Origin of the sequence: Salmonella sp. SA15303 (assembly GCF_029962125.1) — a bacterium.
Classification (GTDB): domain Bacteria; phylum Pseudomonadota; class Gammaproteobacteria; order Enterobacterales; family Enterobacteriaceae; genus Salmonella; species Salmonella enterica.
Genome location: NZ_CP123924.1, coordinates 3,351,486 through 3,373,031, shown reverse-complemented (window position 1 = coordinate 3,373,031; position 21,546 = coordinate 3,351,486). Strand labels below are relative to the sequence as shown.

Here is a 21,546-nt window from a genome sequence, read left to right as displayed (position 1 = left end):
AAAAGTAAGTATTTTCAAAAATGTGGGTGAAGCCTGTGACGTCGTTTGTAAATTATCGTATAAGCGGAGTTTACGTTTTTGGCGGGGCGCAGGTATGAATAAAGAGTCCATATTTCGTCAGTTGGAGCTACGGCTAGCCGGATGTTCACTAACAGCTGACGCGTTAGGCGCGTTTAGCGCAATGGCGATTGCCGACAGTCTCAGGCAAAAACGCAGCATTATTAGTCACCATCTTAATAACTTGCATCGTGAGCAGCGGGTGGTCAAAGTGAATAGCCGCCCGGTGCTGTTCCTGCCCGTCGAGGCGCTACGTCGTCACCACCGGCTGGCGGTTCGGCAGGGGGATTACGCGTCCATTCAGGCGCTGTGCGCGGAGCGGCAGGACAGTCTGGAGCTGCTCATTGGCGCACAGGGCAGCTTGCAGGAGTCCCTGCGTCAGTGTAAGGCGGCGATCAGTTATCCCGGCGCGGGCTTGCCTTTGCTGCTGCGCGGCCCGACGGGGACAGGAAAAAGTTTTTTGGCGCGTCAGCTTTGGCAGTACGCCATCGAGCAGGGCATTTTGCCCCCGGAGGCGCCCTTTACCGTGTTTAACTGCGCCGAATACGCTAATAACCCGGAATTGCTGACGTCAAAATTATTTGGTCATGCCAAAGGTGCGTTTACCGGCGCAGACAGAGCGGTATCCGGGTTAATTGAGACCAGTAATGGCGGCGTATTGTTTATCGATGAAGTGCACCGTCTTCCGCCGGAAGGGCAGGAAAAACTGTTCCATTTTATGGATAACGGCACCTGGCGTCGCTTAGGCGAAAGCAGCGATGAACGCAGCGCCACGGTACGTCTGATATTCGCCTCTACCGAAGATCTGGAAAAGCACTTTCTGGCGACATTTATTCGCCGGATACCGGTCATTGTCAAAATTCTGCCTATCGCCGAACGCGGACAGTATGAGCGGCTGGCGTTTATTCACCATTTTTTTCGTCGCGAGGCGCAGCGTCTTCATCACGATTTGTCGCTGGATAGTGAAATTATCAGCCAACTGATGCAGGAGACCCTGGAAGGGAATGTCGGCGGCCTGGAAAATCTCATTCGTAATATTTGCGCCAGCGCCTGGACTTTCGGCCAGCGTGACGATGGGGTACTGGAAGTAAAAGCCGGGCAACTGCCGGATCGTCTGCTGATGGAGGTGCCCTTTACCGTTCCGCAGACGGCGGAACGCATCATGATTTATCGCGAAGGTGGCGTTTTTCCGCGAGTTTCCGGTCAGCATCAGGAATATTTACGGTTGACGGAAAACATTTGCGGCCTGTGCGAAGAGCTGGCGCAGGAGAATATTTCCGCACGGACGTTTGACAAGCTGGTCTATCAAAACCTTACGTTATATCTCGATGCCTTAATGAATAAAGAGAGCCCTCGCGCTCGTCAGGACAAGCGGCTGCGTTTTATCGAAGATGTCGGGAAAGCGATCGCTGCACATTACGATCTCGAACTGAATGCGGAATTCGCTTATCTCACTGGACGTTACCTTACCAGCCTGCCGTTAACGCCGGTGGAGGCGTCGCCATCGGTTCGTCATGTGATGCTGCGCTGGCTGGAGGAGGCGCCGGGGCTGGCGCAGCGTGTGGCGCAAAAACTGCTGGACGTGGTAAATAATAAATATGATTTGTTAATCGACACGCTCGACAGACTGGTCGTGGCGGCCATCGTCAGTAATGCCATTGACGCCACCAGCGGCGGTAAGGTAAAAGCGCTGATCATCGCGCATGGTTATTCGACCGCCAGCAGCATTGCAGGCGTGGCGAACCGTCTGATTGGCGAAAAGATTTATCATGCGATGGATATGCCGATGGAGGTCGCGTTTAGCGATGTCAGCCGGGCCATTGTCGATTATCTCCAGCATACGGATACCCGCGCAGGCGTCATGGTGCTGATCGATATGGGATACACCAAAGAGATCGCCGATGCGCTTTTGAGCGTAATTCATGGCCCGCTGGTGGTGGTCGATAACGTTACGACGCGTCTGGCGCTGAACGTGGCCAGCGAGATCGCGCTGCAAAAAAACATCGAACAGATCGCCGAAGAGATCGTCCCGTTAAATCAGTCGCGCTGGGATGTCTTCTGGCCCGCGCAGAAAAAAGCGCGCGCGCTGCTGGTGACCTGTATTACCGGCATCGGGACGGCGTTTAAATTTAAAAATTTGATGGAAAAAAGTCAGTTGACCGACTTTGATATTAATATTATCGCCTGTGAATATACTCGCCTGAAAAACAGCCGGATGGCGGCCTCGTTGCTGAATCAGTATGAAGTGATTGCGGTTGTCGGCACCATTGACCCGCAGCTGGCGGGCGTTCCCTGGGTGGGGATTGAAGAGCTGCTTGGCGAGCAGGGGTATGCGCATTTAAGTCAGTTATTAAGCGGTTATCTTAACGATAAACAAATTGCGTTAATTAATAAAAATATGGTTCGCGAATTTTCGTTGCATAATGTGGTTAATTCGCTGACCATTCTCAATGCCAATAAGACGATAGGGCATATCGAAACGATTATTGCCGAATGGCAAAGTACGCTGGGCTTCAGCTTTAATAATAATTTGATTATTAGTTTATATGTTCATTTGAGCTGTATGATTGAGCGACTGGTCATGCGCAATGAAATTACCCACTATAAAAACATGACGGAATTTAACGAGCGGCATGGTGAATTTATCGCGATGGTAAATCATTCATTTCAGCGGTTGAAAATTCTTTATAACGTGGCGCTGCCGGTAGCGGAAATTGGCTATATCCACGATATTTTCGAATTACGGATAGAGGATTTTCACTGGTAGCTGCGGTAGTTCAGGGAAAAAGGGGCGCTAGCGCCCCGCAGAAGAAAGACCTGATGGCGCTACGCTTATCAGGCCTACAGATCGCTTTGTAGGCTGGATAAAGCGAAGCCGCCATCCGGCATAACTATTAATATTCAACTTTCCACATATACCGGCGGGTGGTCAGTGGGTGATTACGGGCTGTCGCCAGAGCGAGGTTATAAACGTCCAGCACACAGTTGTGCAACAGACCGCAGAAGTATTCGCCAACGTCGGTGGATAGATCCTGAATGCCGAGTTTATCCGCATCGATCAACTGCAGTTTTCCCTGATAGCGTTCAATAAAGCGAATCGCACGATCGTCCAGCGGGCGAGTGCGACCACTGCTTTGCAGCAATATAAACGGCGTGCCCGGCTCGGTGATTTCGAACGGTCCGTGGAAATACTCTCCGCTATGTATGCTGGCGGAGTTGATCCACTGCATTTCCAGCAGAATACAGATAGACTCCTGATGCGCGGCGCCGAAAGAGGGGCCGCTGCCCATCATATAGACCACCTTCTCATCCTTCCATTCGGCGGCGAAACGCTGAGCATCTTCTTGTACCTGCCGTTGGGCGCCGTGAACAACGTCGCTAAAGCGCCCAAATGCGCTGACTAACTCATCGTATTGCGCATAGCCCTCTGTTTGGGCGAGAATTTCCAGCGCCAGCCACAGGCTGTATGCGGCTTTTTGTTGTGCAGGGTCGACCGTTTCCGGATAACGCGCCCACTGATATTCAATGATGTAGTCGCTGTATTCGCACAACGGCGTGTCAGGTTGGTAAACCAGACCGATGGTCGCCGCTCCTTTTTCACGCGCCACGCGGGCGGCTGCGACGGTTTCCGCCGTATTGCCCTGCTGCGAGGCGAGAATAACGACGCTATTTTTTCCTAATGCTTTTGGTGTGGCGTGGACAAATTCATTACTGGTGATATAACCGACAGCCAGTTTTGACGCTTCACAGTCCAGAAAGTATTTTCCTGGCCAGAAGCCGGTTAATGAACCGCCGCAGCCGACAAACCAGACGCGTTCAATGTTTTGTTTACCTAAAATATCGCTAATAATACGGCGGGCATTTTCATGAGCAACAGACATATTTATCTCCTTAGCGTGTAGCGCGTCCTCCGCAACAGCGCGGATAATAACGAGCATTAATAAAAATTAAATTTCTTGCTTACTTTTCATTTTTTGATGGAATTGCGGATCTTTGGGTATCGCCGGATTAATGCCTTTTTGCGGGGGTAATATCGCACATAGCATTTGTAGCGGAATGATATATTCAAAGACGGCAAAGTCCTCATCATTGACAAACGGGAAATTCAGATTCAGACCATTATTTTCTACCTGCGGGCCGATGCGGTAAATAGACGGCGTCCACTCACCGAGTATTTGCGCCAGCCGATCCTGACGCGCGTCAGGCTGCGGGTCGAGCATAATGAGTGCGGATTGCGCATTAAAGGCATTGTAAATACCGTGAATAAACTCCTCGAATTCGTAGCCCGACACCGGACAGCGCAACGTCTCCAGCATCTTGAGCGCACCCTCCTGCACCGTACCGAACAGCGTTGCCGGGCCGGTCAGACGAATATCTGCGCTATCGCGCAGCGCCAGCGCATTGGTTTGCGCCCACGCTTGCGAGGCGGTAACCAGCGCGGGCAGGTGGTTAAAGGTCTTTTCCATCCGCAGCAGCAGTGACCGGCGCTGTTCGCCGTCCAGCCGCTGTTGCTGCCCGGCGACGGCGAGCGCCAGCAGCATCAAATTGAGAACCGTGCAGTGATAGCCTTTTGTTTTCGCGCCAGCGGTTTCTTCGCCGCAGGGAACGGTAAGGATATAATCCGCCGCCCGGTCGATAGTCGCAGGCGCCACGCCAGCCATTGAGGCGGTGATATGACCAACATTGCGGGCGCGCTCCATCGCCGCCAGCGTTGAGAGGCTGCCGCCGCCCTGGGAGATGCCGACAACCAGCGCCTTGCCGCTGCGGGCAAGCGTCTCGTCGTCAAGCATAAACGGCCAGCAGACATCCACTGGTAATGCGCACCAGCGCTGCATAAACGTGCGAGCGGTCAGCGCGCCGTGGTATGACGTGCCGGAGCCTGTCAGAATAATGCGGGTGACGCCGCGTTCCGTTAGCGCCTGCGCCGCGCGCCAGAGATCTTCCCGCGTCTGCGTCAGCATCTCCAGCAGGCGAAGGGGCGTCTCGTTCATATAGTCTTCTACTTGCATAGTGTTACCTCTCGTCAAAGCAGGCCCAGCGCGCTGGCAAGAAGCCCAAACACGACGGTGCCTAACAGGATCCAGTTAATGTTCACGCCCTTACGGATAAGTTTGTACATGCCGAGCGTGAAGAGCAGCGGCAGCAGGGAAGGGAGGATTTTGTCAATAAAATCCTGCACTTTCATGGTAGTCTGCCCGGCGGTAAAGCTCAGCGGGGTTGTAATGTCGATCATGCTGGCGGTCATGGCGCCGACGACCATCAACCCGACGATTGACGCGATATAAGTCACCCTGTCCATCAGCCCGCTTTGCCAGAGGCGCATCAGCCAGGTGGTCCCCGCCCGGTAGCCCAGTTTGAGGGCGTACCAGCGGCAGAGGATGTGCGGAATGTTATAGACCAGTAGGGCGAGAATCGGCCCCAGAATGCTGCCCTGCTGGGCAAAGTAGATCCCCATCCCGGCGGCGATAACTTTCAGCGATCCCCAGAAGATGGAATCGCCGATCCCGGCCAGCGGCCCCATCAGGCTGGTTTTAACGGCATTGATCGACTCTTCGTTAAAGTCCGGGTTGCGTTGATTTTCCTCCTCCATCGCAATCGACAGGCCAAAGACAAACGTTGACAGATGCGGCGTGGTATTGAACAGCACCAGATGACGCTGTAAGGCGCGCCCCAGTTCGGCGGGGTCCTGGTAGATACGCTTTAGCGCTGGCGACATAGCGAAGGCATAGCCCATATGCTGCTGGCGTTCATAGTTCCACGATCCTTGCAACGTAAAGGAGCGCCAGAAAACGCTGCGTAAATCGCGGGCGGTGATGCGGCTTTCGCTTTGCGAGTGAGCCTGTGCGTCGTCGATCAGGGTCTGCGTCACTTCACTCATGATTAGCCCTCCTGTTGGGATGTGTTAAGAAACTGGCTGATAATGAAAGCCAGCACCACGGCAAACAGCGCGATGGCGATGATGTCCAGTTTGGTATATGCGGCGATCAGAAAGCCCAGCCCAAGGTAAGGCATTAATTTGCTGCTAAGCATCATGCTGATCAGCAACGCGAAACCCAGCGCCGGCAAAATCTTACTGGCGACAACCAGGCCATTGGTAATAAAGGCGGGAATGGCGTCGAGGAACCAGGTGACGGCGGCAGAACCGAGCAAAATGGCGAAAAAGACCGGCAGAAAACCGCTTAGAAAATAGAGCAGCGTTGGGCCTCCCAGGTGCATAACGGCAACCATCCGGGTATTACCCTGCGCCGCATAACGATCGGCCATGTGGCCAAAGCGGGCGTTAACCACGCGCACCAGGACGCCGAGGGTCTGCGCCAGCATAGAGATAGGAATCGCGATGGTCAGCGCCGCTTCGGGCCCGCGCCCGGACATAATAGAAAACGCGGTCGCCAGCACCGAACCGGTGACGACATCAGGCGGTACCGCGGCGCCGATAGCGACATTACCTAAAAAGATCAGTTCCAGCGTCGCGCCGATCAGAATGCCTTCGTGTAAATTGCCGCAGACCAGACCGGTGAGGGCGCACATCACCAGCGGACGGTCAATCATCGACACGCCGAGTAAACGCCCGTCAAGAATGCCCAGTGCGGCAATCAGGCCGAGCAGCGTTGCGGTGAGCAACATAGTGACCTCCGGGTTCAGAGTTTATCGTTAAGCAATTCGGCGGAATGAGCCGGAACCTGGCGCATTTCCAGACGGATGCCTTTGGCTTTTAGCGCCTGGCTATCGGCAATCTCCTGCTCGGTCAGGTATATGGCTTTGCCGAACTGCTGCGCGCCCTCTTTTTGCGCGATACCGCCGTAGTTGATAACGCTAATCCCTGGCACTTTCTCGACGAAGGCGAGGGTTTCGGCGGTATTTCCCAGCACCACCATCACTTTTTTGTGATCCAGCTTGCCGCTGGCGAGTTTTTCCGCCGCCTGTTCCACCGTGATAATGTCCAGCGACACGCCAGCGGGTTTTGCCAGACTTAATGACATAGAGACAAACGCGTCGCCGGCGGCGTTGGCGTTAGCGACGATGATATGGTCGATATCCAGCGCCCGGGTCCAGGCGAAGACCACCTGGCCGTGCAGCAGGCGGTAATCAATGCGCACTAATTTGATCATGGGATTCTCCCTGTAGGTCAGCGGATGGTTGTGTTATTAGCGTGTTGATAAAGACAATGGATTCACGCGCCGCATTGGTGGCGTAGGTAATGGCCGCGTCTGTGCTTTCTTCTTCACAGAGTAAAAACTCCAGCAACAGGGTCATGTTGACGCCAGCCACCACAAAAACGTGACGGTGACGCATCAGCACTTTCGCGGCGCTATTGTTGATGCTGCCGCCGAGCAGATCGGTAAACACCACCACTTCTTCGCCGTTGGCTTGCGCGATCAGATTTTCGAGGGTTTGTTCAAGCTGCTCCGTGGTGACAATATCGCCATCGTAGGCGCAAACCGGTGTCACGCCGTGTTCGTCGCCAATCAGCAGCGATAGACTGTTAATAAGTCCGCGGGCAAAAGGGCCATGGCTGGCTACATAAACATGTCTCACCCGTTTTCTCCTTCATCCAGATAGGGGGTATCCAGATATGGCAAACGGCGTGCCAGTTTTAAATGTTATTTATTTTCAATAAATTGAAAGAGGAAGTTAACACTAGCGATGTAAAACCTGGCACTTCGCGCCATTGATCATTGAGGAACCTGGCAGAAAGGTGAAAAAAGCCGGACGGGCGTCCGGCTTAGGCAGGGGATTAAACTTCCGTCAGTGTGGTTTCAAGCGGCAGACGTGATTTCGGCAGCCCGGCGTTGAAATCCTCGACGCTATGATGGCCGACCGGCACCACGACCAGACTGGTATAGCCTTTTTCTTTCAGACCAAATTCAGCGTCGAGCACCTCGGCGTCGAAACCTTCAATGGGGACGGCGTCGAGACCCATCGCGGCGACGCCCAGCAGAAAGTTGCCGACGTTCAGATAAACCTGCTTCGCCATCCACTGGTGGTCATCTTTCAGCGAGACGCGGTGCATATCGGCGAAAAAGCGGCGACCTTTATCATTTGCCGCTTTAGCTTCCGGCGTAGCGAAACGGCCATCAGCATCTTCCTGATCGACGACGCGCTCAAGCCATGCGTCATCCATTGCGGTTTTGGCGCAGAAGACCACCACATGGGAGGCGTCCAGCATTTTGCGTTCGTTGAACGTGTAGTTTCCGGCAGCGGATTTTGCTACGCGCGCTTTGCCTTCTTCCGTACTGGCGACAATAAAGTGCCACGGCTGGGAATTGGTGCTGGAGGGGCTGTACTGTAGTAGTGTTTTTATTTTATCCGCTTCTTCGGCGGTCAGTTTTTTGCTGGGATCGAACGCCTTAGTGGAGTAGCGCTGTAAGGCGACAGAAACGATATCCATAAATGCTCCTGGTTGGTTTAGTACCCTTTTGTATCAGCAGGGTACCGGGTTATCGGTAAAAAGATAAGGGAGGAAAATGCGGAAACGGTTATTGCATCAGCGCGGCCGCAGGCGCAGTTGCTCTCTTTTAGGCAGCCCGTCTACGACCAGATTCCATGAGTCATTTATCAAATCGTTGAGTAGCGAGACGGTGATATCCTCGCCCGCATAGACTGAAATCCAGTGTTTCTTATTCATGTGATAGCCAGGCGCAATGCTGGGGTAAATTTGTTGATTTACCAGGGACTTTTGGGGATCCGACTTCAGGTTCACCACTGGGCGACAGTGATGTTCAGTGAACAGCATGAATATTTTGCCGCCGACTTTAAACACATCGTACTGTGGGCCGAAAGGCCAGCAGTGTTCGGTAAAAGGCAGTTCCAGCGCAAAGCGTTTTGCCCAGGCGTGCAGTGTTTGACCGTCCATTATTGCTCCTCGCGAGTCAGCGCGCGCCACATGGCTTCGAATCCCAGCGCAATATATTCGCCAGCGCGAGCGGGATCGCGCGCGGCGAAATCCATTGTTGTTTCAGCCAGCGCCAGAAAAAGGCCGTCGCCGAAGGCGCGGTATTCATCCGACATAAACACCATCAAAACGGAACGATGACATAAATCGCGCAATTCGGGGAACATATCGTCGGCCCGTTGTTCCGTCTCTTTGGTGAGCTTTTCGCTGACGGCCAGTTGACGGATCGCCCGATGGCGCGCGGGATGGTTCAGACCCCAACTGATGTAACTGTTCCAGATAAAACGAGTCATCATTTTGGCATCGGTAATGGATCGATCCAGCTCCATTATCATTGACTGGCAGAGATCCTGCTTTAAATGCAAATACAACGTGTTAATCAGCTCATCTTTGGTCGCGAAATAGCGAAACAATGTTCCTTCTGCAACACCTGCGTTACGCGCAATCACCGCCGTTGAGGCGGCGATACCGGATTGCGCTATCGCCTGGGTTGCCGCTTCCAGTAATGCTTGTTTTTTGTCTTCACTCTTCGGACGAGCCACTACACGTTACCCTTATGTCTGGAAAAACATGATTGAATCATGCCCGTTGTCGCGTCGCAACGGTGAATGTCAACCTTTGAAAAGTACCTTGACGGCGTATCTTTGCTTTCTATAATGAGTGCTTACTCACTCATAATCAAGGGCTGCCGCATGAAGTGGTAGAAAAGCATATTGCAGGCCATGCGATAAGCTGTCTCACAATTTGTGTGGTTATTACTATGCTTATTGCTGTTGCCGTAAATGTGCGGTGCGGGAGCCGCTGACGAGTTTGATAGAGGGGAGAGCACGATGACCATTTCCGCTCAGGTTATCGACACGATTGTCGAGTGGATTGATGATAATTTGAATCAGCCGTTACGTATTGATGATATTGCCCGTCATGCGGGGTATTCCAAGTGGCACCTGCAGCGCCTTTTTATGCAGTACAAAGGGGAGAGTCTGGGACGCTACGTGCGTGAACGGAAGCTAAAACTGGCGGCGCGCGACCTGCTCGACACCGACCAGAAGGTGTATGATATTTGTCTCAAGTATGGTTTTGATTCGCAGCAAACCTTTACGCGCATTTTTACCCGCACGTTCAACCTGCCGCCAGGCGCTTATCGTAAAGAAAAGCATGGCCGTACGCATTGAAATGTTTAATCGGCCAGCGAAAACCAGCGCCGCCAGATAAAGCGAATGACATAATATTCCAGCGCGCCGAGCAACAGAAACCATAAACAAAACAACAAAGTATAAAGCTGGTTGAGATCCATAAGATGAAAGATCCCGACCAGTTTTTGCGCCAGCGCAAGGCCGAGCGAAGGGGCGGGCAGCAGCAGGCTGGAGAGCAACGCCATCAGCAAAATACCGGCAGCGGTCATCAATGATTCAAGCGGGTGTTTCATGGCTTTGTTAAACGTAAGTTAAAACGCCATTGTCCGGGATATCGCCTGGTAAGGCAAATATGCTGTCTATTGTCCCGCCCAGATTTCACAATGTTTTTGTACCAGACCTATCAGCGATCCGCCGTCGGCAATAAACTCCCGCATATATTGCGCTTCGTTACCGCCTTTTTTCACCTGCAGACGTAGCGCGTCAATGGCGCTGTCGGCGCCCAGCTTGCGCGCAGAGGGGGTAACGTTGTCCAGCAGACGCAGCGTATCATCTGCCAGGCGACGGCGGTCGCCGGTATAGGCATCGGTTAGCACGCCCTCCAGACCATAGCGGCAAGCCTGAAAACGGTTGAATTTATATAACAGATAGTCTTGTTCCTGCGGTTTAAAGGGACGCTCGGTCAGCAGCCAGTGCGCGGTCGCCTGAATCAACCCTGCCATATTGATGGCATGATCAAGAGTGAGCGGCGTATCCATCACCCGAACTTCTACCGTGCCAAAGGCCGGGCTGGGGCGGATATCCCAGTGCAAATCTTTGATGCTGTCGATCATCGTGGTGTAAGACAGACGACGAAATAGTCCGGCAAACTCTTGCCAGTTACTGACCCACGGCATGGGCCCGTTATCGGGAAAAGCGGAAAAAATATTCAGGCGCGCGCAGGCAAAACGGGTGTCAGCTCCTTGCATATAGGGGGACGCGGCGGAGAGCGCAATAAAGTGCGGCACAAAATGCGACAGCCCGTGTAAAAGATAAATCGCATCGTCGCCGTTCGCGCAGCCGACGTGGACATGCTGGCCGAAAACCGTCGCCTGTTGAATTAAGTAGCCGAAATTTTCCAGCGTGCGTTGATAGCGCTCATTATCACAGACCTCCTGACGCTGCCATTTTTGAAAAGGGTGCGTACCGCCGCCGCAAATGCCGAGATGGTGTTCCGACGCCGCCTGTAAAATAACGTGCTGCATAGCAGAAAGTTGGGCCGCCGCCTGGTCAATATCGCGGCAGACGCCCGTGGCCATCTCCAGCATACTTTCGGTGATATCGTGCTTAATTTCTCCCGCAGTAAGTTGGGGCTTAACGGCGTCGATCAGCGTAGAAGAGTCCTGACTTAAATCGTAGCCAGGTGGATTGATCACCTGCATCTCCAGCTCAATACCAAGCGTATAAGGTTCAGAAACGTGAAAATCATTCAGCGCCATAGGGATCTCATTTATCGGGGTATTGCGCTAAGTATAGAAGCGGGAGCGCTCCTGTCGTGGGGAACGCGCGTTATTGCAGAAACAAGAGTAATAACGCTATTGTCACGTTGAAACCATTCTGTACGGACGGTACGTTCAGCCATCGTGGCGGCAAAGGCTGGCAGCAGATGTAACGAGATGTGCGTGGCGGTAAGCGAGGTAACTTTTGCGCTATTGAATCCCGGGAGCGTGACGCGGTCTGAAAAGGCTTTATAAACGCTCTCTTTGGCGGAGAAAGCCAGCGTCAGGGCAAGCGGAAAAGGGAGCAAGCTCGCCTGGAGAATTTGGCGCTCATCGCTATCAATAATGGACGGCGCCAGCTCTGTCGCCGTGTGCTGACTCATGATTTTTTCTATATCAATGCCGATACGCTGTCGGGATATGACGGCCAGCGCCGTTGTCGCACAGTGGCTGATGCTGCCAAATAGGCCGTCCGGCCATAGCGGCTGTCGCTTGTCGCCCATACCGGGCACTGTCCTGACGCCCACCTCGCGTAGCGCATGAACGGCGGCAATGCGGCCTGCCAGATGTTCAGCTTTACGCTTGCGTCCGGCAGACCGGAGCCGATCGTGATGAGGTAGCCATAGCAGGTCGTGTTCGCGAAAGCTGCTCGCATCAAAGTCGACGATATGCAGCCTGTGTCCGGCAAAGGGAAGGGGAAAATGAGATGTCAGCATCGTTTTTGCCAATTCCCTCCCCGAATGAGGGAGGGAAGGTTGCCATCAGAAATGGGTATTAATGCTCATATACCACGTACGTCCTGGTTCGTTATAGGTGTACGCGCCAGCGCCCGCCATATAAGCGCCAGTTTGCGTATCCCTGACGGTTTGCGCGTTACCTTCACGCCACAGACGTTTGTCAAAGAGGTTATCCACGCCACCGGTCAGGCTGACATTTTTGGTCACGTCCCAGGTCGCGCTCAGGCCAACAATACTGTATGGGCTGACCGCTTGCTTATCTGTTCCGGTAACGGGGTTACCCTGATAATCATATTTCTTCGGCTCTTGTTTGCCGTACCAGGTGAAGGTCGATTGCAGAGAAACGTCCTGACGTACCTGCCAGCTCAGGGTTGAGTTAAGCGTGTACTGTGGAATAATCGACAGGCGTTCGCCGGTCTCTTTGTTTTTACTCTGCAGCATATACGTAACGTTATTCGTCCAGTTGACGGTGTCGCTAACCGGTACGTTTAACGTGCCTTCCAGACCTTCAACGACCGCTTTCGGCACGTTCTCCCACTGATAAACATCCGTTTTGCCGTTGTTGATACGCTGCAACGGCACTGTACCCGCTTCAATCTTATTGCGGTAATCATTGCGGAACCAGGTGACGCCGGCCAGCCAGCCATCGCGTTTAAATTCCAGACCGATCTCTTTATTGATGCTAGTTTCGGCTTTCAGATCATCGTTACCCATCATATAGCAGCCGATGCCGGTACCCGCGCCAGTCGCGTAGCAACCCTGACCTTTACTGTACAAAATATAGTTTGGGTTAGTCTGGTACAGACTCGGGGCTTTATAAGCGCGGGCGATTCCCATTTTCAGGGTAAAGTCATCCCCCAGACCTTGCGACAGGTTGAGGGACGGGCTCCAGTTATCCCCCACAATACTGTGATGATCGAAACGTAGCCCCGGCGTCAGCATGGTGCTGTCGGTCAGTTCCATGTTGTTTTCAGCAAACAGAGAGAAAATTTCCGCTTTTGAATAGGGGCTACGATTGGTACTGCTGTAACCCGGGATATTTCCCCCCATAAAGGTTTGCGAGTTGGAGAGCTGGTCTTTCATACGCTGTTGGGCCCATTCAGTACCCAGCGTCAGGTTTTGATTGACCAGCAGATCGAAAGGAAGGCTCACTTCGCTGTGTAGGGTGACGTCATTCAAATCGGCATCGGCATATTTTTGCGATGCTTTGGGATCGAAAATTCCTTCGGTGCCGCCTGCCAGGCCTTCCGGCATCCGGGAGTTACGGGTATGTTCGTATTGCACCCAGTTACTGGTGGTTACGCCATTATTCCAGCCGCCGTTCCAGGTCAGAGAGTAGTTCTGCCGATAGAGGCGGTTCGTCTCTTTTCCGTAATTATCTTTCACCAGTTGGTTCGTATTGGTGTTCTGAGTATCGCCGGCATAGAGATTGCCCTGGCGACTGTATCCGGCCTCCAGCTCCAGAGACTGAAGCGGAGCAAAATCCCAACGAACCACGCCGTTGATATCTTTGTTAATGACCCCCTCGCGTCCTGCTGGTAGCGTGTCGGCGTAACTCCCGGTACGTTCAGACTGATGCCCCTGGTTAATATTACGCGCATCCGCCTGCGTTTTGTCGAGGTTGCCATACAGGCGGAAGCTGAAATCCCCGCCCAGCGGGCCGTTCAGGCTAAAGTTAGTGCGTTTGGTCGCGCCTTCGTCTTTATGTTCCGGCGCGTTGAAATAGGTATTCCAGGAACCGTGCCACTCGCTACCGCCTTTTTTGGTAATGATATTGACTACGCCACCCGCCGCGCCGTTACCGTAGCGTGCGGCGGCAGGGCCACGCAGCACTTCAATGCGTTCGATCATCTCCGGCGGCACCCACGCGGTATCGCCGCGGGTATCGCGTTCGCCGCGCCAGCCCAGGCGCACCGAGTTACGGCTGGTGACGGGTTTACCGTCTATCAGGATGAGGGTGTTTTCCGGCCCCATGCCGCGAATATCGATTTGGCGGTTATTCCCGCGCTGACCGCTGGTGGAGTTGCCGGTCAGGTTTACGCCCGGCATGGTGCGGATGATTTCTGACACGTCGCGCGCGGGCGGATTTTTGCGGATCTCATCGGCGGTGATGGTGGATACGCCTGGCGCCTGTAGGTTTTGCTGGGCAGCGGTCACCACGATGGTGTCTTCATTGGTGAGCGCAGCGCTATCGGTTTTGTCTTCCGCCATCACGGGCAGAGCGGCCCCGTAAATCCCTAAATTGACCAGTAAGGTCAGGGAATGAATCTTCTTGTTCATTGTATATCCTGCTTTTCTTTAGCCACATAAGCCAAAGCGCCCGTCAAAGGCATTGGCCGGGTGGTGAAATTGTGTTCGCGCGTCCCATAGCGCGACAATACGCTATTGCAAATGCAAATAGTTATCAATAATATTATCAATATATTTCACCTTTTATATACAAAATTCATAATAAACACAGGGTTATAATGAAAGAGGCGCTGGCAACGGGAAGTGAGGCCTGGTGGAGGACGAAAACCGGGCCGGAATGGATACGGGAAAAAGACGGAAATTATCGGGTCACTTTTTGGTGGCGCGACCCGCAGGGAAACGAAACACACTCCCCGATACGGCGTGTCTGGGTCTACATCACTGGCGTAACCGATCATCATCAAAACGCGCAGCCTCAGACGATGGCGCGTATTGCCGGAACGGATGTCTGGCGCTGGAGCACGGCGCTTAGCGCTAACTGGCGCGGCAGCTACTGTTTTATTCCTACCGAGCGCGATGACGTTTTTGCCGCTTTTGCGCCGGGCGAAACGCCCGATCGGAACGTGCTGCGTGAAGGCTGGCGACAGCTATTACCGCAGGCGATTGCCGACCCGCTTAATTCGCAAAGCTGGCGGGGAGGACGTGGTCATGCGGTTTCAGCGCTGGAAATGCCGGATGCGCCCCTTCAGCCGGGATGGGATCGTCCTGAAACGCCGTACTCGCCGCCTTTGATGATGCAGTGGCATAGCGAACGTCTGGGTAACTCCCGCCGCGTATGGATATTGACGACCGGAGACGAGGCGCCGGAGGAAAGACCGTTGGCTATTCTGCTGGACGGTCAATTCTGGGCGGAAAATATGCCCGTCTGGCCCGCGCTCGCCTCGCTGACTCATCAACGCCTGCTTCCCGGTGCCGTCTATCTGCTGATTGACGCGATTGATACTCAACACCGCAGCCAGGAGTTGCCCTGCAATGCCGACTTCTGGCTGGCGGTGCAGCAGGAACTGTTGCCGCAAGTCAGAGCCGTGACGCCTTTTAGCGATGATGCCGGACGAACGGTGGTCGCCGGACAGAGCTTTGGCGGCCTGTCGGCGCTGTATGCCGGCCTGAACTGGCCGACGCGTTTTGGCTGTGTACTGAGCCAGTCAGGATCGTTCTGGTGGCCCCATCGCATCACCCCGCCGGAGGGGGAAGTCATTACCCGGCTGAAAACCGGCGCATTATGCGCGCGCGGACTGCGTATCGTACTGGAAGCCGGCGTGCGTGAGCCGATCGTGTTTCAGGCGAATCAGGCGCTTTATGCCCAACTGAATACTTCGCAGCAGTCCATTTTCTGGCGTCAGGTTGACGGCGGACACGATGCGCTTTGCTGGCGCGGCGGGCTAACGCAAGGGCTGATGCTGCTTTGGCAGCCGCTTATCGACACGCTTTAACCGGGCACATGTCCATGACAGGAGTTGAGTATGGAATTCAGTAATCCCTTCGATAATCCGCAGGGACAGTTTTACATCCTGCAAAATGCGCAGCGTCAATTCAGCCTTTGGCCAGCGGCATGTGCGCTTCCCGCAGGCTGGGACGTGGTATGCGAACCGCAATCGCAGGACGCGTGCCAGCAGTGGCTTAATACGCGCTGGACAACACTGAATCCGGCGCATTATGCCGATAAGCAGGAGGCGAAATGACGCAGCGTTTACCGTTAGTCGCCGCCCAGCCGGGGATCTGGATGGCGGAAAAACTCTCTGATTTACCCTCCGCCTGGAGCGTGGCGCACTATGTGGAACTGAACGGCGAGCTGGATGCCGCCTTGCTGGCAAAAGCGGTAGCGGTAGGGATGCAACAGGCGGATACGCTACGGATGCGTTTTACCGAAGAGAACGGCGAGGTCTGGCAATGGATAGATCCTGAGCACACCTTCGGCGAGCCCCCGATTGCCGATTTACGCGACCAGCCCGATCCGCATCACGCGGCGCTGGCGTTAATGCAGGCGGATTTACGGCAAAACCTGCGCGCAGATAGCGGTAAGCCGCTGGCGTTTCACCAGTTAATCCGCATTGATGATACCCGCTGGTATTGGTATCAGCGCTATCACCATTTGCTGGTGGATGGCTTTAGCTTCCCGGCGATAACTCGCCAGATTGCGGCGATTTATCGCGCCTGGCAGAGCGACGCTCCTACGCCGGAGTCGCCTTTTACCCCCTTTGCGGATGTGGTCGAGGAATATCAGCGCTATCGCCAGAGCGAGGCCTGGCAGCGTGACGGCGCCTTCTGGGCGCAGCAGCGCCGCGAGCTGCCGCCGCCGGCGTCAATGTCTGCCGCGCCGTTGCCGGGGCGGTCGGCGAGCGCGGATATTCTGCGTATGAAATTGAGCGCGCCGGCGGGGGCGTTTCGCCAACTGGCGGCGCACATGCCTGAGATACCGCGAGCGGATCTTGCCCTGGCGCTGGTGACGTTGTGGCTGGGGCGATTATGCGGGCGAATGGATTATGCCGCCGGATTTATCTTTATGCGGCGGATGGGCTCGGCGGCGTTAACGGCGACCGGGCCTGTCCTTAACGTGTTGCCGCTGGCGGTTAACCTTCATGCAACGGAAGATCTGCCAACGCTGGCGAAGCGTCTTGCGGCGCAGTTAAAGAAGATGCGCCGCCACCAGCGTTACGACGCCGAACAGATTGTACGCGATAGCGGGCGAGCCGCAGGGGAGACGCCGCTATTTGGCCCGGTGCTCAACATAAAAGTGTTTGATTATCATCTGGATCTTCCTGGCATACAGGCGCAAACCCATACCCTGGCGACGGGGCCGGTTAACGATCTTGAACTGGCGCTTTTTCCGGATGAAAACGGCGGTCTGGATATTGAATTGCTGGCGAATGCACAGCGTTACGATGATGCCACGCTCTCCCGCCATGCCTTACGATTGATGGCGCTTATCACGCAGTTTGCGGATAACCCGGCGCTGCGCTGCGGCGATGCGCAAATGCTGCTGGCGGAAGAACAAACGCAATTAGCACACCTTAATAATACGGCGGTAACGATTCCCGCCGCCACGCTTAGCGATTTGGTGGCGCAGCAGGCGCAAAAAACGCCAGAGGCTTCCGCGTTGGCAGATGCGCATTATCACTTTACCTACCGTGAAATGCGCGAACAGGTTGTGGCGCTGGCGTACGCGCTGCGGGAACGCGGCGTTCAGCCTGGCGATAGCGTGGCGGTGGCGTTGCCGCGGTCGGTTTTCCTGACCTTAGCGCTGCATGGCATTGTCGAGGCGGGCGCCGCCTGGCTGCCGCTGGATACCGGTTATCCTGACGATCGGCTGCGAATGATGCTGGAAGATGCGCAGCCGAAACTGTTAATTACGACTCAGGCGCAGCTGGCGCGCTTTCACGATATTCCGGGGATGGAATATTTGTGTTATAGCCAACCGCTACCGGTCAGTGACGCCACTCCGCTGAGGCTGTCGTTACCGCATCATACCGCTTACATCATTTTCACCTCTGGCTCGACGGGCAGGCCGAAAGGGGTGATGGTGGGACAAACGGCGATAGTCAACCGGCTGCTGTGGATGCAGGATCACTATCCGTTGACGGCGGATGATGTAGTAGCGCAAAAAACGCCGTGCAGTTTTGACGTCTCAGTATGGGAGTTTTTCTGGCCGTTTATCGCCGGGGCGAAACTGGTGATGGCTGAACCGGAAGCGCACCGCGACCCGCTCGCGATGCAGCGGTTCTTTGCGCAATACGGCGTCACGACCACTCATTTTGTGCCGTCGATGCTGGCGGCCTTTATTGCCTCGCTCACGCCAGCGTCGGCTGGGAAAAGCTGCGCTTCCTTAAAGCGCGTTTTCTGTAGCGGCGAGGCCCTGCCGACGGCGCTGTGCCGCGAATGGGAGACGTTAACCAACGCGCCGCTACACAATCTGTACGGGCCAACGGAGGCCGCGGTGGATGTGAGCTGGTATCCGGCCTGTGGCGATGAGCTGGCGGCTGTTGACGGCAACAGCATCCCGATTGGTTATCCCGTCTGGAATACCGGTTTACGTATTCTCGATGCGCATATGCAGCCGGTGCCGCCGGGCGTGGCTGGCGATCTCTATCTTACCGGTATCCAACTGGCGCAGGGCTATCTGGGGCGTCCGGATCTTACCGCCAGCCGTTTTATCGCCGATCCTTTTGCGCCAGGCGAACGGATGTACCGTACCGGAGATGTGGCGCGCTGGCTGGATTCCGGCGCGGTGGAATACCTGGGGCGCAGCGACGATCAGCTCAAAATTCGGGGTCAACGTATTGAACTGGGCGAGATTGACCGCGTCATGCAAACGCTGCCGGATGTTGAACAGGCGGTAGCACATGCCTGCGTCTTTAATCAGGCGGCGGCGACGGGTGGGGATGCCCGGCAACTGGTCGGCTATCTGGTGTCGCACTCCGGTTTGCCGCTGGATTTACCGGCGCTGCAGGAAAAATTACGCCAAAAACTTCCCGCGCATATGGTGCCGGTTGTGCTGTTGCAACTTGCCAGCTTGCCGCTTAGCGCTAATGGCAAGCTGGATCGCAAAGCCCTGCCGCTGCCGGACCTGGCGCCGCGCGTGAAAGGGCGCGCGCCGCAGTCCGCAACGGAGATTGCTGTCGCCGCGGCGTTTTCCCGCCTGCTGGGCTGTGAGATTAACGACGTTGAAAGTGATTTCTTTGCGCTGGGCGGACACTCGCTGCTGGCGATGAAACTGGCCGCGCAGCTAAGCCAGACGTTTAACCGCCAGGTGACGCCGGGGCAGGTGATGGTGGCGTCTGACGTGGCGCAGTTGAGTAAGCTGCTCGATACTGACGATGACGAACGCTCGCGCAATCTGGGGTTCGGGCCGCTGTTGCCGCTGCGTGAAAGCGATGGTCCAACGTTATTTTGTTTCCATCCGGCGTCGGGGTTCGCCTGGCAATTTAGCGTATTATCACGCTATCTCAGCCCGTCGTGGTCGATTATGGGGATTCAGTCGCCGCGCCCCGCTGGCCCTATGCAAACCGCAACCACCCTTGATGAGGTATGTGAACATCATCTGGCGACTTTGCTCGCCCGGCAGCCGCATGGCCCTTATTATTTATTAGGCTATTCGCTGGGCGGGACGCTGGCGCAAGGGATCGCCGCCCGGTTGCGCGCGCGCGGCGAAACCGTGGCGTTTTTGGGGTTACTGGACACCTGGCCGCCGGAAACGCAAAACTGGCGGGAAAAAGAGGCGAATGGCCTCAATCCGGACGTATTGGCGGAAATTGAACGTGAACGCGCTGCGTTTGTCGCCGCGCAGCAGGGAAATGCCTCCGACGCCTTATTTACCGCCATTGAAGGCAATTATGCGGATGCCGTCCGTTTGCTGACGACGGCGCATAGCGTACCGTTTGATGGACATGCTACGCTCTTTGTGGCGGATAAAACGGTGCCGGAAGGCGTATCGCCTGAACAGAGCTGGTCGCCGTGGATAGCGTCTTTGGCTATTTATCGCCAGCCGTGCGCGCATGTAGATATTATTTCTCCCTCCGCTTTTGAAACTATCGGGCCCATCATCAGCGAACTTATTAATAAATAACGGGCGTTGTTTCTGCCTTTAACAAATTAAATCCTGAAACCCATAATAATTACTAATTATTATGGGTTTTTTATTGCAACTATTAATTCTTTTAACATAAGTGATACATGCTACAGGCAAGTTTAATTCCGAATATTTAGCTTTTCGGGCACTGGCGCGTAAAGATTGTTTCGGATAATTCTGACTTGCTGTTAGAATCTCTGACAGGAATGTGTTCTTTCATTGGATAAAGTTTTCAGGTCATACGGCATGCCATCTCTTAATGTAAAACAAGAAAAAAATCAGTCATTTGCAGGTTATTCACTGCCGCCCGCCAACAGTCATGAAATCGATTTGTTTAGCCTTATAGAGGTGTTATGGCAGGCGAAACGTCGTATTCTTGCTACCGTTTTCGCCTTTGCGTGCGTGGGGTTGCTTCTGTCCTTTCTGCTGCCGCAAAAATGGACCAGCCAGGCGATTGTCACACCGGCGGAGTCGGTACAGTGGCAGGGGCTGGAGAGAACGTTGACCGCGCTGCGCGTGTTGGATATGGAGGTAAGCGTTGATCGGGGCAGCGTATTTAATCTGTTTATTAAAAAGTTTAGCTCGCCCTCGCTGCTGGAAGAATATCTTCGTTCTTCTCCGTATGTCATGGATCAATTAAAAGGCGCGCAAATAGACGAGCAGGATCTTCACCGGGCGATTGTCCTGCTGAGCGAAAAAATGAAAGCGGTGGACAGTAATGTCGGCAAGAAAAATGAAACGTCGTTATTCACGTCGTGGACATTGAGTTTTACCGCGCCGACGCGGGAAGAAGCGCAAAAAGTGCTGGCTGGCTATATTCAGTACATCTCCGATATCGTCGTGAAAGAGACGCTGGAAAATATTCGTAACCAGCTGGAAATCAAAACCCGCTATGAGCAGGAAAAGCTGGCGATGGATCGGGTGCGTCTCAAAAATCAGCTTGATGCCAATATTCAACGTCTTCATTATTCGCTGGAAATCGCCAACGCCGCCGGTATTAAGAGACCGGTTTACAGCAATGGTCAGGCGGTAAAAGATGATCCGGATTTTTCTATTTCTCTCGGCGCGGATGGTATTTCCCGCAAACTGGAAATTGAAAAAGGGGTAACGGACGTGGCCGAGATCGACGGTGATTTGCGTAACCGTCAATACCATGTTGAACAACTGGCGGCAATGAATGTGAGTGACGTGAAGTTTACCCCGTTTAAATATCAACTGTCGCCGTCTCTGCCAGTGAAAAAAGATGGCCCGGGTAAAGCCATCATTATTATCCTGGCGGCGTTGATTGGCGGTATGATGGCCTGCGGCGGCGTATTACTGCGTCACGCGATGGTCTCGCGTAAAATGGAAAACGCGCTGGCGATAGATGAACGGTTAGTCTGATTTACCCGAAAAGCCGGATAGCGATATCCGGCTTTGTCATCAGTGTGGG

General features: G+C 54.3%; 19 protein-coding genes. 6 read left to right on the top strand and 13 right to left on the bottom strand.

What is annotated here, in order from left to right; translation table 11 throughout:
- The first annotated feature begins 94 nt into the window (after positions 1-94).
- Complete coding sequence (locus QEN31_RS16625) at positions 95-2,824, top strand: sigma 54-interacting transcriptional regulator (RefSeq protein ID WP_001031460.1); 2,730 nt, start codon at positions 95-97, stop codon at positions 2,822-2,824.
- A 127-nt stretch (positions 2,825-2,951) separates the two neighbouring features.
- On the opposite strand, the gene QEN31_RS16620 is transcribed toward QEN31_RS16625, so the two are convergent.
- The 9 genes from QEN31_RS16620 to QEN31_RS16580 all read right to left on the bottom strand — a co-directional run bounded on the left by QEN31_RS16620 (position 2,952) and on the right by QEN31_RS16580 (position 9,492).
- Entirely contained in the window at positions 2,952-3,938 is a 987-nt protein-coding gene (locus tag QEN31_RS16620) for an SIS domain-containing protein (protein WP_000109360.1), read from the bottom strand.
- A 66-nt stretch (positions 3,939-4,004) separates the two neighbouring features.
- Complete coding sequence (locus tag QEN31_RS16615; protein WP_010988979.1) at positions 4,005-5,048, bottom strand: glutamine--fructose-6-phosphate aminotransferase; 1,044 nt, start codon at positions 5,046-5,048, stop codon at positions 4,005-4,007.
- 32 nt (positions 5,049-5,080) lie between these two features.
- On the bottom strand, positions 5,081-5,935 hold the full coding sequence (locus QEN31_RS16610; RefSeq protein WP_000005803.1) for a PTS system mannose/fructose/sorbose family transporter subunit IID: 855 nt from the start codon (positions 5,933-5,935) through the stop codon (positions 5,081-5,083).
- A 2-nt stretch (positions 5,936-5,937) separates the two neighbouring features.
- On the bottom strand, positions 5,938-6,681 hold the full coding sequence (locus tag QEN31_RS16605) for a PTS mannose/fructose/sorbose/N-acetylgalactosamine transporter subunit IIC (protein WP_000927523.1): 744 nt from the start codon (positions 6,679-6,681) through the stop codon (positions 5,938-5,940).
- Between the two features lie 14 nt (positions 6,682-6,695).
- Entirely contained in the window at positions 6,696-7,166 is a 471-nt protein-coding gene (locus tag QEN31_RS16600) for a PTS sugar transporter subunit IIB (RefSeq protein ID WP_000594177.1), read from the bottom strand.
- A complete protein-coding gene (locus QEN31_RS16595; protein WP_001216659.1) occupies positions 7,144-7,593 on the bottom strand; it encodes a PTS sugar transporter subunit IIA in 450 nt (149 codons plus the stop codon). The genes QEN31_RS16600 and QEN31_RS16595 overlap by 23 nt, the downstream gene beginning before the upstream one ends.
- A 199-nt stretch (positions 7,594-7,792) precedes the next feature.
- On the bottom strand, positions 7,793-8,446 hold the full coding sequence (gene nfsB, locus QEN31_RS16590) for an oxygen-insensitive NAD(P)H nitroreductase (RefSeq protein WP_000355879.1): 654 nt from the start codon (positions 8,444-8,446) through the stop codon (positions 7,793-7,795).
- Between the two features lie 96 nt (positions 8,447-8,542).
- Positions 8,543-8,911: an MmcQ/YjbR family DNA-binding protein gene (locus tag QEN31_RS16585; protein WP_000348999.1), complete on the bottom strand. Its 369-nt coding sequence runs from the start codon at positions 8,909-8,911 to the stop codon at positions 8,543-8,545.
- Positions 8,911-9,492 carry a TetR/AcrR family transcriptional regulator gene (locus tag QEN31_RS16580; protein WP_000113609.1) on the bottom strand — a complete coding sequence of 194 codons (582 nt, stop codon included), beginning with the start codon at positions 9,490-9,492 and terminating at the stop codon, positions 8,911-8,913. The genes QEN31_RS16585 and QEN31_RS16580 overlap by 1 nt, the downstream gene beginning before the upstream one ends.
- Positions 9,493-9,780: 288 nt before the next feature.
- Here QEN31_RS16580 and QEN31_RS16575 point away from each other — a divergent pair, with 288 nt between their 5' ends.
- Positions 9,781-10,122: a RamA family antibiotic efflux transcriptional regulator gene (locus QEN31_RS16575; protein ID WP_000155631.1), complete on the top strand. Its 342-nt coding sequence runs from the start codon at positions 9,781-9,783 to the stop codon at positions 10,120-10,122.
- Between the two features lie 5 nt (positions 10,123-10,127).
- On the opposite strand, the gene QEN31_RS16570 is transcribed toward QEN31_RS16575, so the two are convergent.
- From QEN31_RS16570 to QEN31_RS16555, 4 genes are all read right to left on the bottom strand, one after another.
- On the bottom strand, positions 10,128-10,376 hold the full coding sequence (locus QEN31_RS16570) for a DUF1158 family protein (RefSeq protein WP_000682497.1): 249 nt from the start codon (positions 10,374-10,376) through the stop codon (positions 10,128-10,130).
- A 66-nt stretch (positions 10,377-10,442) separates the two neighbouring features.
- Entirely contained in the window at positions 10,443-11,561 is a 1,119-nt protein-coding gene (locus QEN31_RS16565; RefSeq protein ID WP_001196903.1) for a YbdK family carboxylate-amine ligase, read from the bottom strand.
- A gap of 11 nt (positions 11,562-11,572) precedes the next feature.
- Positions 11,573-12,277 carry an enterobactin synthase subunit EntD gene (gene entD / locus QEN31_RS16560; protein WP_000958064.1) on the bottom strand — a complete coding sequence of 235 codons (705 nt, stop codon included), beginning with the start codon at positions 12,275-12,277 and terminating at the stop codon, positions 11,573-11,575.
- A 45-nt stretch (positions 12,278-12,322) separates the two neighbouring features.
- A complete protein-coding gene (locus QEN31_RS16555) occupies positions 12,323-14,578 on the bottom strand; it encodes a TonB-dependent siderophore receptor (RefSeq protein WP_001034955.1) in 2,256 nt (751 codons plus the stop codon).
- Between the two features lie 188 nt (positions 14,579-14,766).
- On the opposite strand from QEN31_RS16555, the gene fes reads away from it, so the two are divergent.
- The 4 genes from fes (at position 14,767) to wzz(fepE) (ending at position 21,497) form a co-directional block, all read left to right on the top strand.
- A complete protein-coding gene (fes, locus tag QEN31_RS16550) occupies positions 14,767-15,981 on the top strand; it encodes an enterochelin esterase (protein WP_000656600.1) in 1,215 nt (404 codons plus the stop codon).
- Positions 15,982-16,011: 30 nt separating this feature from the next.
- The gene (locus QEN31_RS16545; protein ID WP_000396006.1) at positions 16,012-16,230 is read left to right on the top strand and encodes an MbtH family protein; all 219 of its coding nucleotides are present in this window, start codon (positions 16,012-16,014) and stop codon (positions 16,228-16,230) included.
- Positions 16,227-20,111 carry an enterobactin non-ribosomal peptide synthetase EntF gene (entF, locus tag QEN31_RS16540; protein ID WP_000194139.1) on the top strand — a complete coding sequence of 1,295 codons (3,885 nt, stop codon included), beginning with the start codon at positions 16,227-16,229 and terminating at the stop codon, positions 20,109-20,111. Before QEN31_RS16545 ends, entF begins: the two co-directional genes overlap by 4 nt.
- Before the next feature lie 249 nt (positions 20,112-20,360).
- The gene (wzz(fepE), locus tag QEN31_RS16535; RefSeq protein WP_001139584.1) at positions 20,361-21,497 is read left to right on the top strand and encodes an LPS O-antigen length regulator Wzz(fepE); all 1,137 of its coding nucleotides are present in this window, start codon (positions 20,361-20,363) and stop codon (positions 21,495-21,497) included.
- Positions 21,498-21,546 lie beyond the last annotated feature (49 nt).

What these genes read in the sequence shown, in the direction of transcription:
- QEN31_RS16625 (WP_001031460.1), top strand. Translation starts at nt 95, where the DNA reads ATGAATAAAGAGTCCATATTTCGTCAGTTGGAGCTACGGCTAGCCGGA.
- QEN31_RS16620 (WP_000109360.1), bottom strand. Translation starts at nt 3,938, where the DNA reads ATGTCTGTTGCTCATGAAAATGCCCGCCGTATTATTAGCGATATTTTA.
- QEN31_RS16615 (WP_010988979.1), bottom strand. Translation starts at nt 5,048, where the DNA reads ATGAACGAGACGCCCCTTCGCCTGCTGGAGATGCTGACGCAGACGCGG.
- QEN31_RS16610 (WP_000005803.1), bottom strand. Translation starts at nt 5,935, where the DNA reads ATGAGTGAAGTGACGCAGACCCTGATCGACGACGCACAGGCTCACTCG.
- QEN31_RS16605 (WP_000927523.1), bottom strand. Translation starts at nt 6,681, where the DNA reads ATGTTGCTCACCGCAACGCTGCTCGGCCTGATTGCCGCACTGGGCATT.
- QEN31_RS16600 (WP_000594177.1), bottom strand. Translation starts at nt 7,166, where the DNA reads ATGATCAAATTAGTGCGCATTGATTACCGCCTGCTGCACGGCCAGGTG.
- nfsB (WP_000355879.1), bottom strand. Translation starts at nt 8,446, where the DNA reads ATGGATATCGTTTCTGTCGCCTTACAGCGCTACTCCACTAAGGCGTTC.
- QEN31_RS16585 (WP_000348999.1), bottom strand. Translation starts at nt 8,911, where the DNA reads ATGGACGGTCAAACACTGCACGCCTGGGCAAAACGCTTTGCGCTGGAA.
- QEN31_RS16575 (WP_000155631.1), top strand. Translation starts at nt 9,781, where the DNA reads ATGACCATTTCCGCTCAGGTTATCGACACGATTGTCGAGTGGATTGAT.
- QEN31_RS16570 (WP_000682497.1), bottom strand. Translation starts at nt 10,376, where the DNA reads ATGAAACACCCGCTTGAATCATTGATGACCGCTGCCGGTATTTTGCTG.
- QEN31_RS16565 (WP_001196903.1), bottom strand. Translation starts at nt 11,561, where the DNA reads ATGGCGCTGAATGATTTTCACGTTTCTGAACCTTATACGCTTGGTATT.
- entD (WP_000958064.1), bottom strand. Translation starts at nt 12,277, where the DNA reads ATGCTGACATCTCATTTTCCCCTTCCCTTTGCCGGACACAGGCTGCAT.
- QEN31_RS16555 (WP_001034955.1), bottom strand. Translation starts at nt 14,578, where the DNA reads ATGAACAAGAAGATTCATTCCCTGACCTTACTGGTCAATTTAGGGATT.
- fes (WP_000656600.1), top strand. Translation starts at nt 14,767, where the DNA reads ATGAAAGAGGCGCTGGCAACGGGAAGTGAGGCCTGGTGGAGGACGAAA.
- QEN31_RS16545 (WP_000396006.1), top strand. Translation starts at nt 16,012, where the DNA reads ATGGAATTCAGTAATCCCTTCGATAATCCGCAGGGACAGTTTTACATC.
- entF (WP_000194139.1), top strand. Translation starts at nt 16,227, where the DNA reads ATGACGCAGCGTTTACCGTTAGTCGCCGCCCAGCCGGGGATCTGGATG.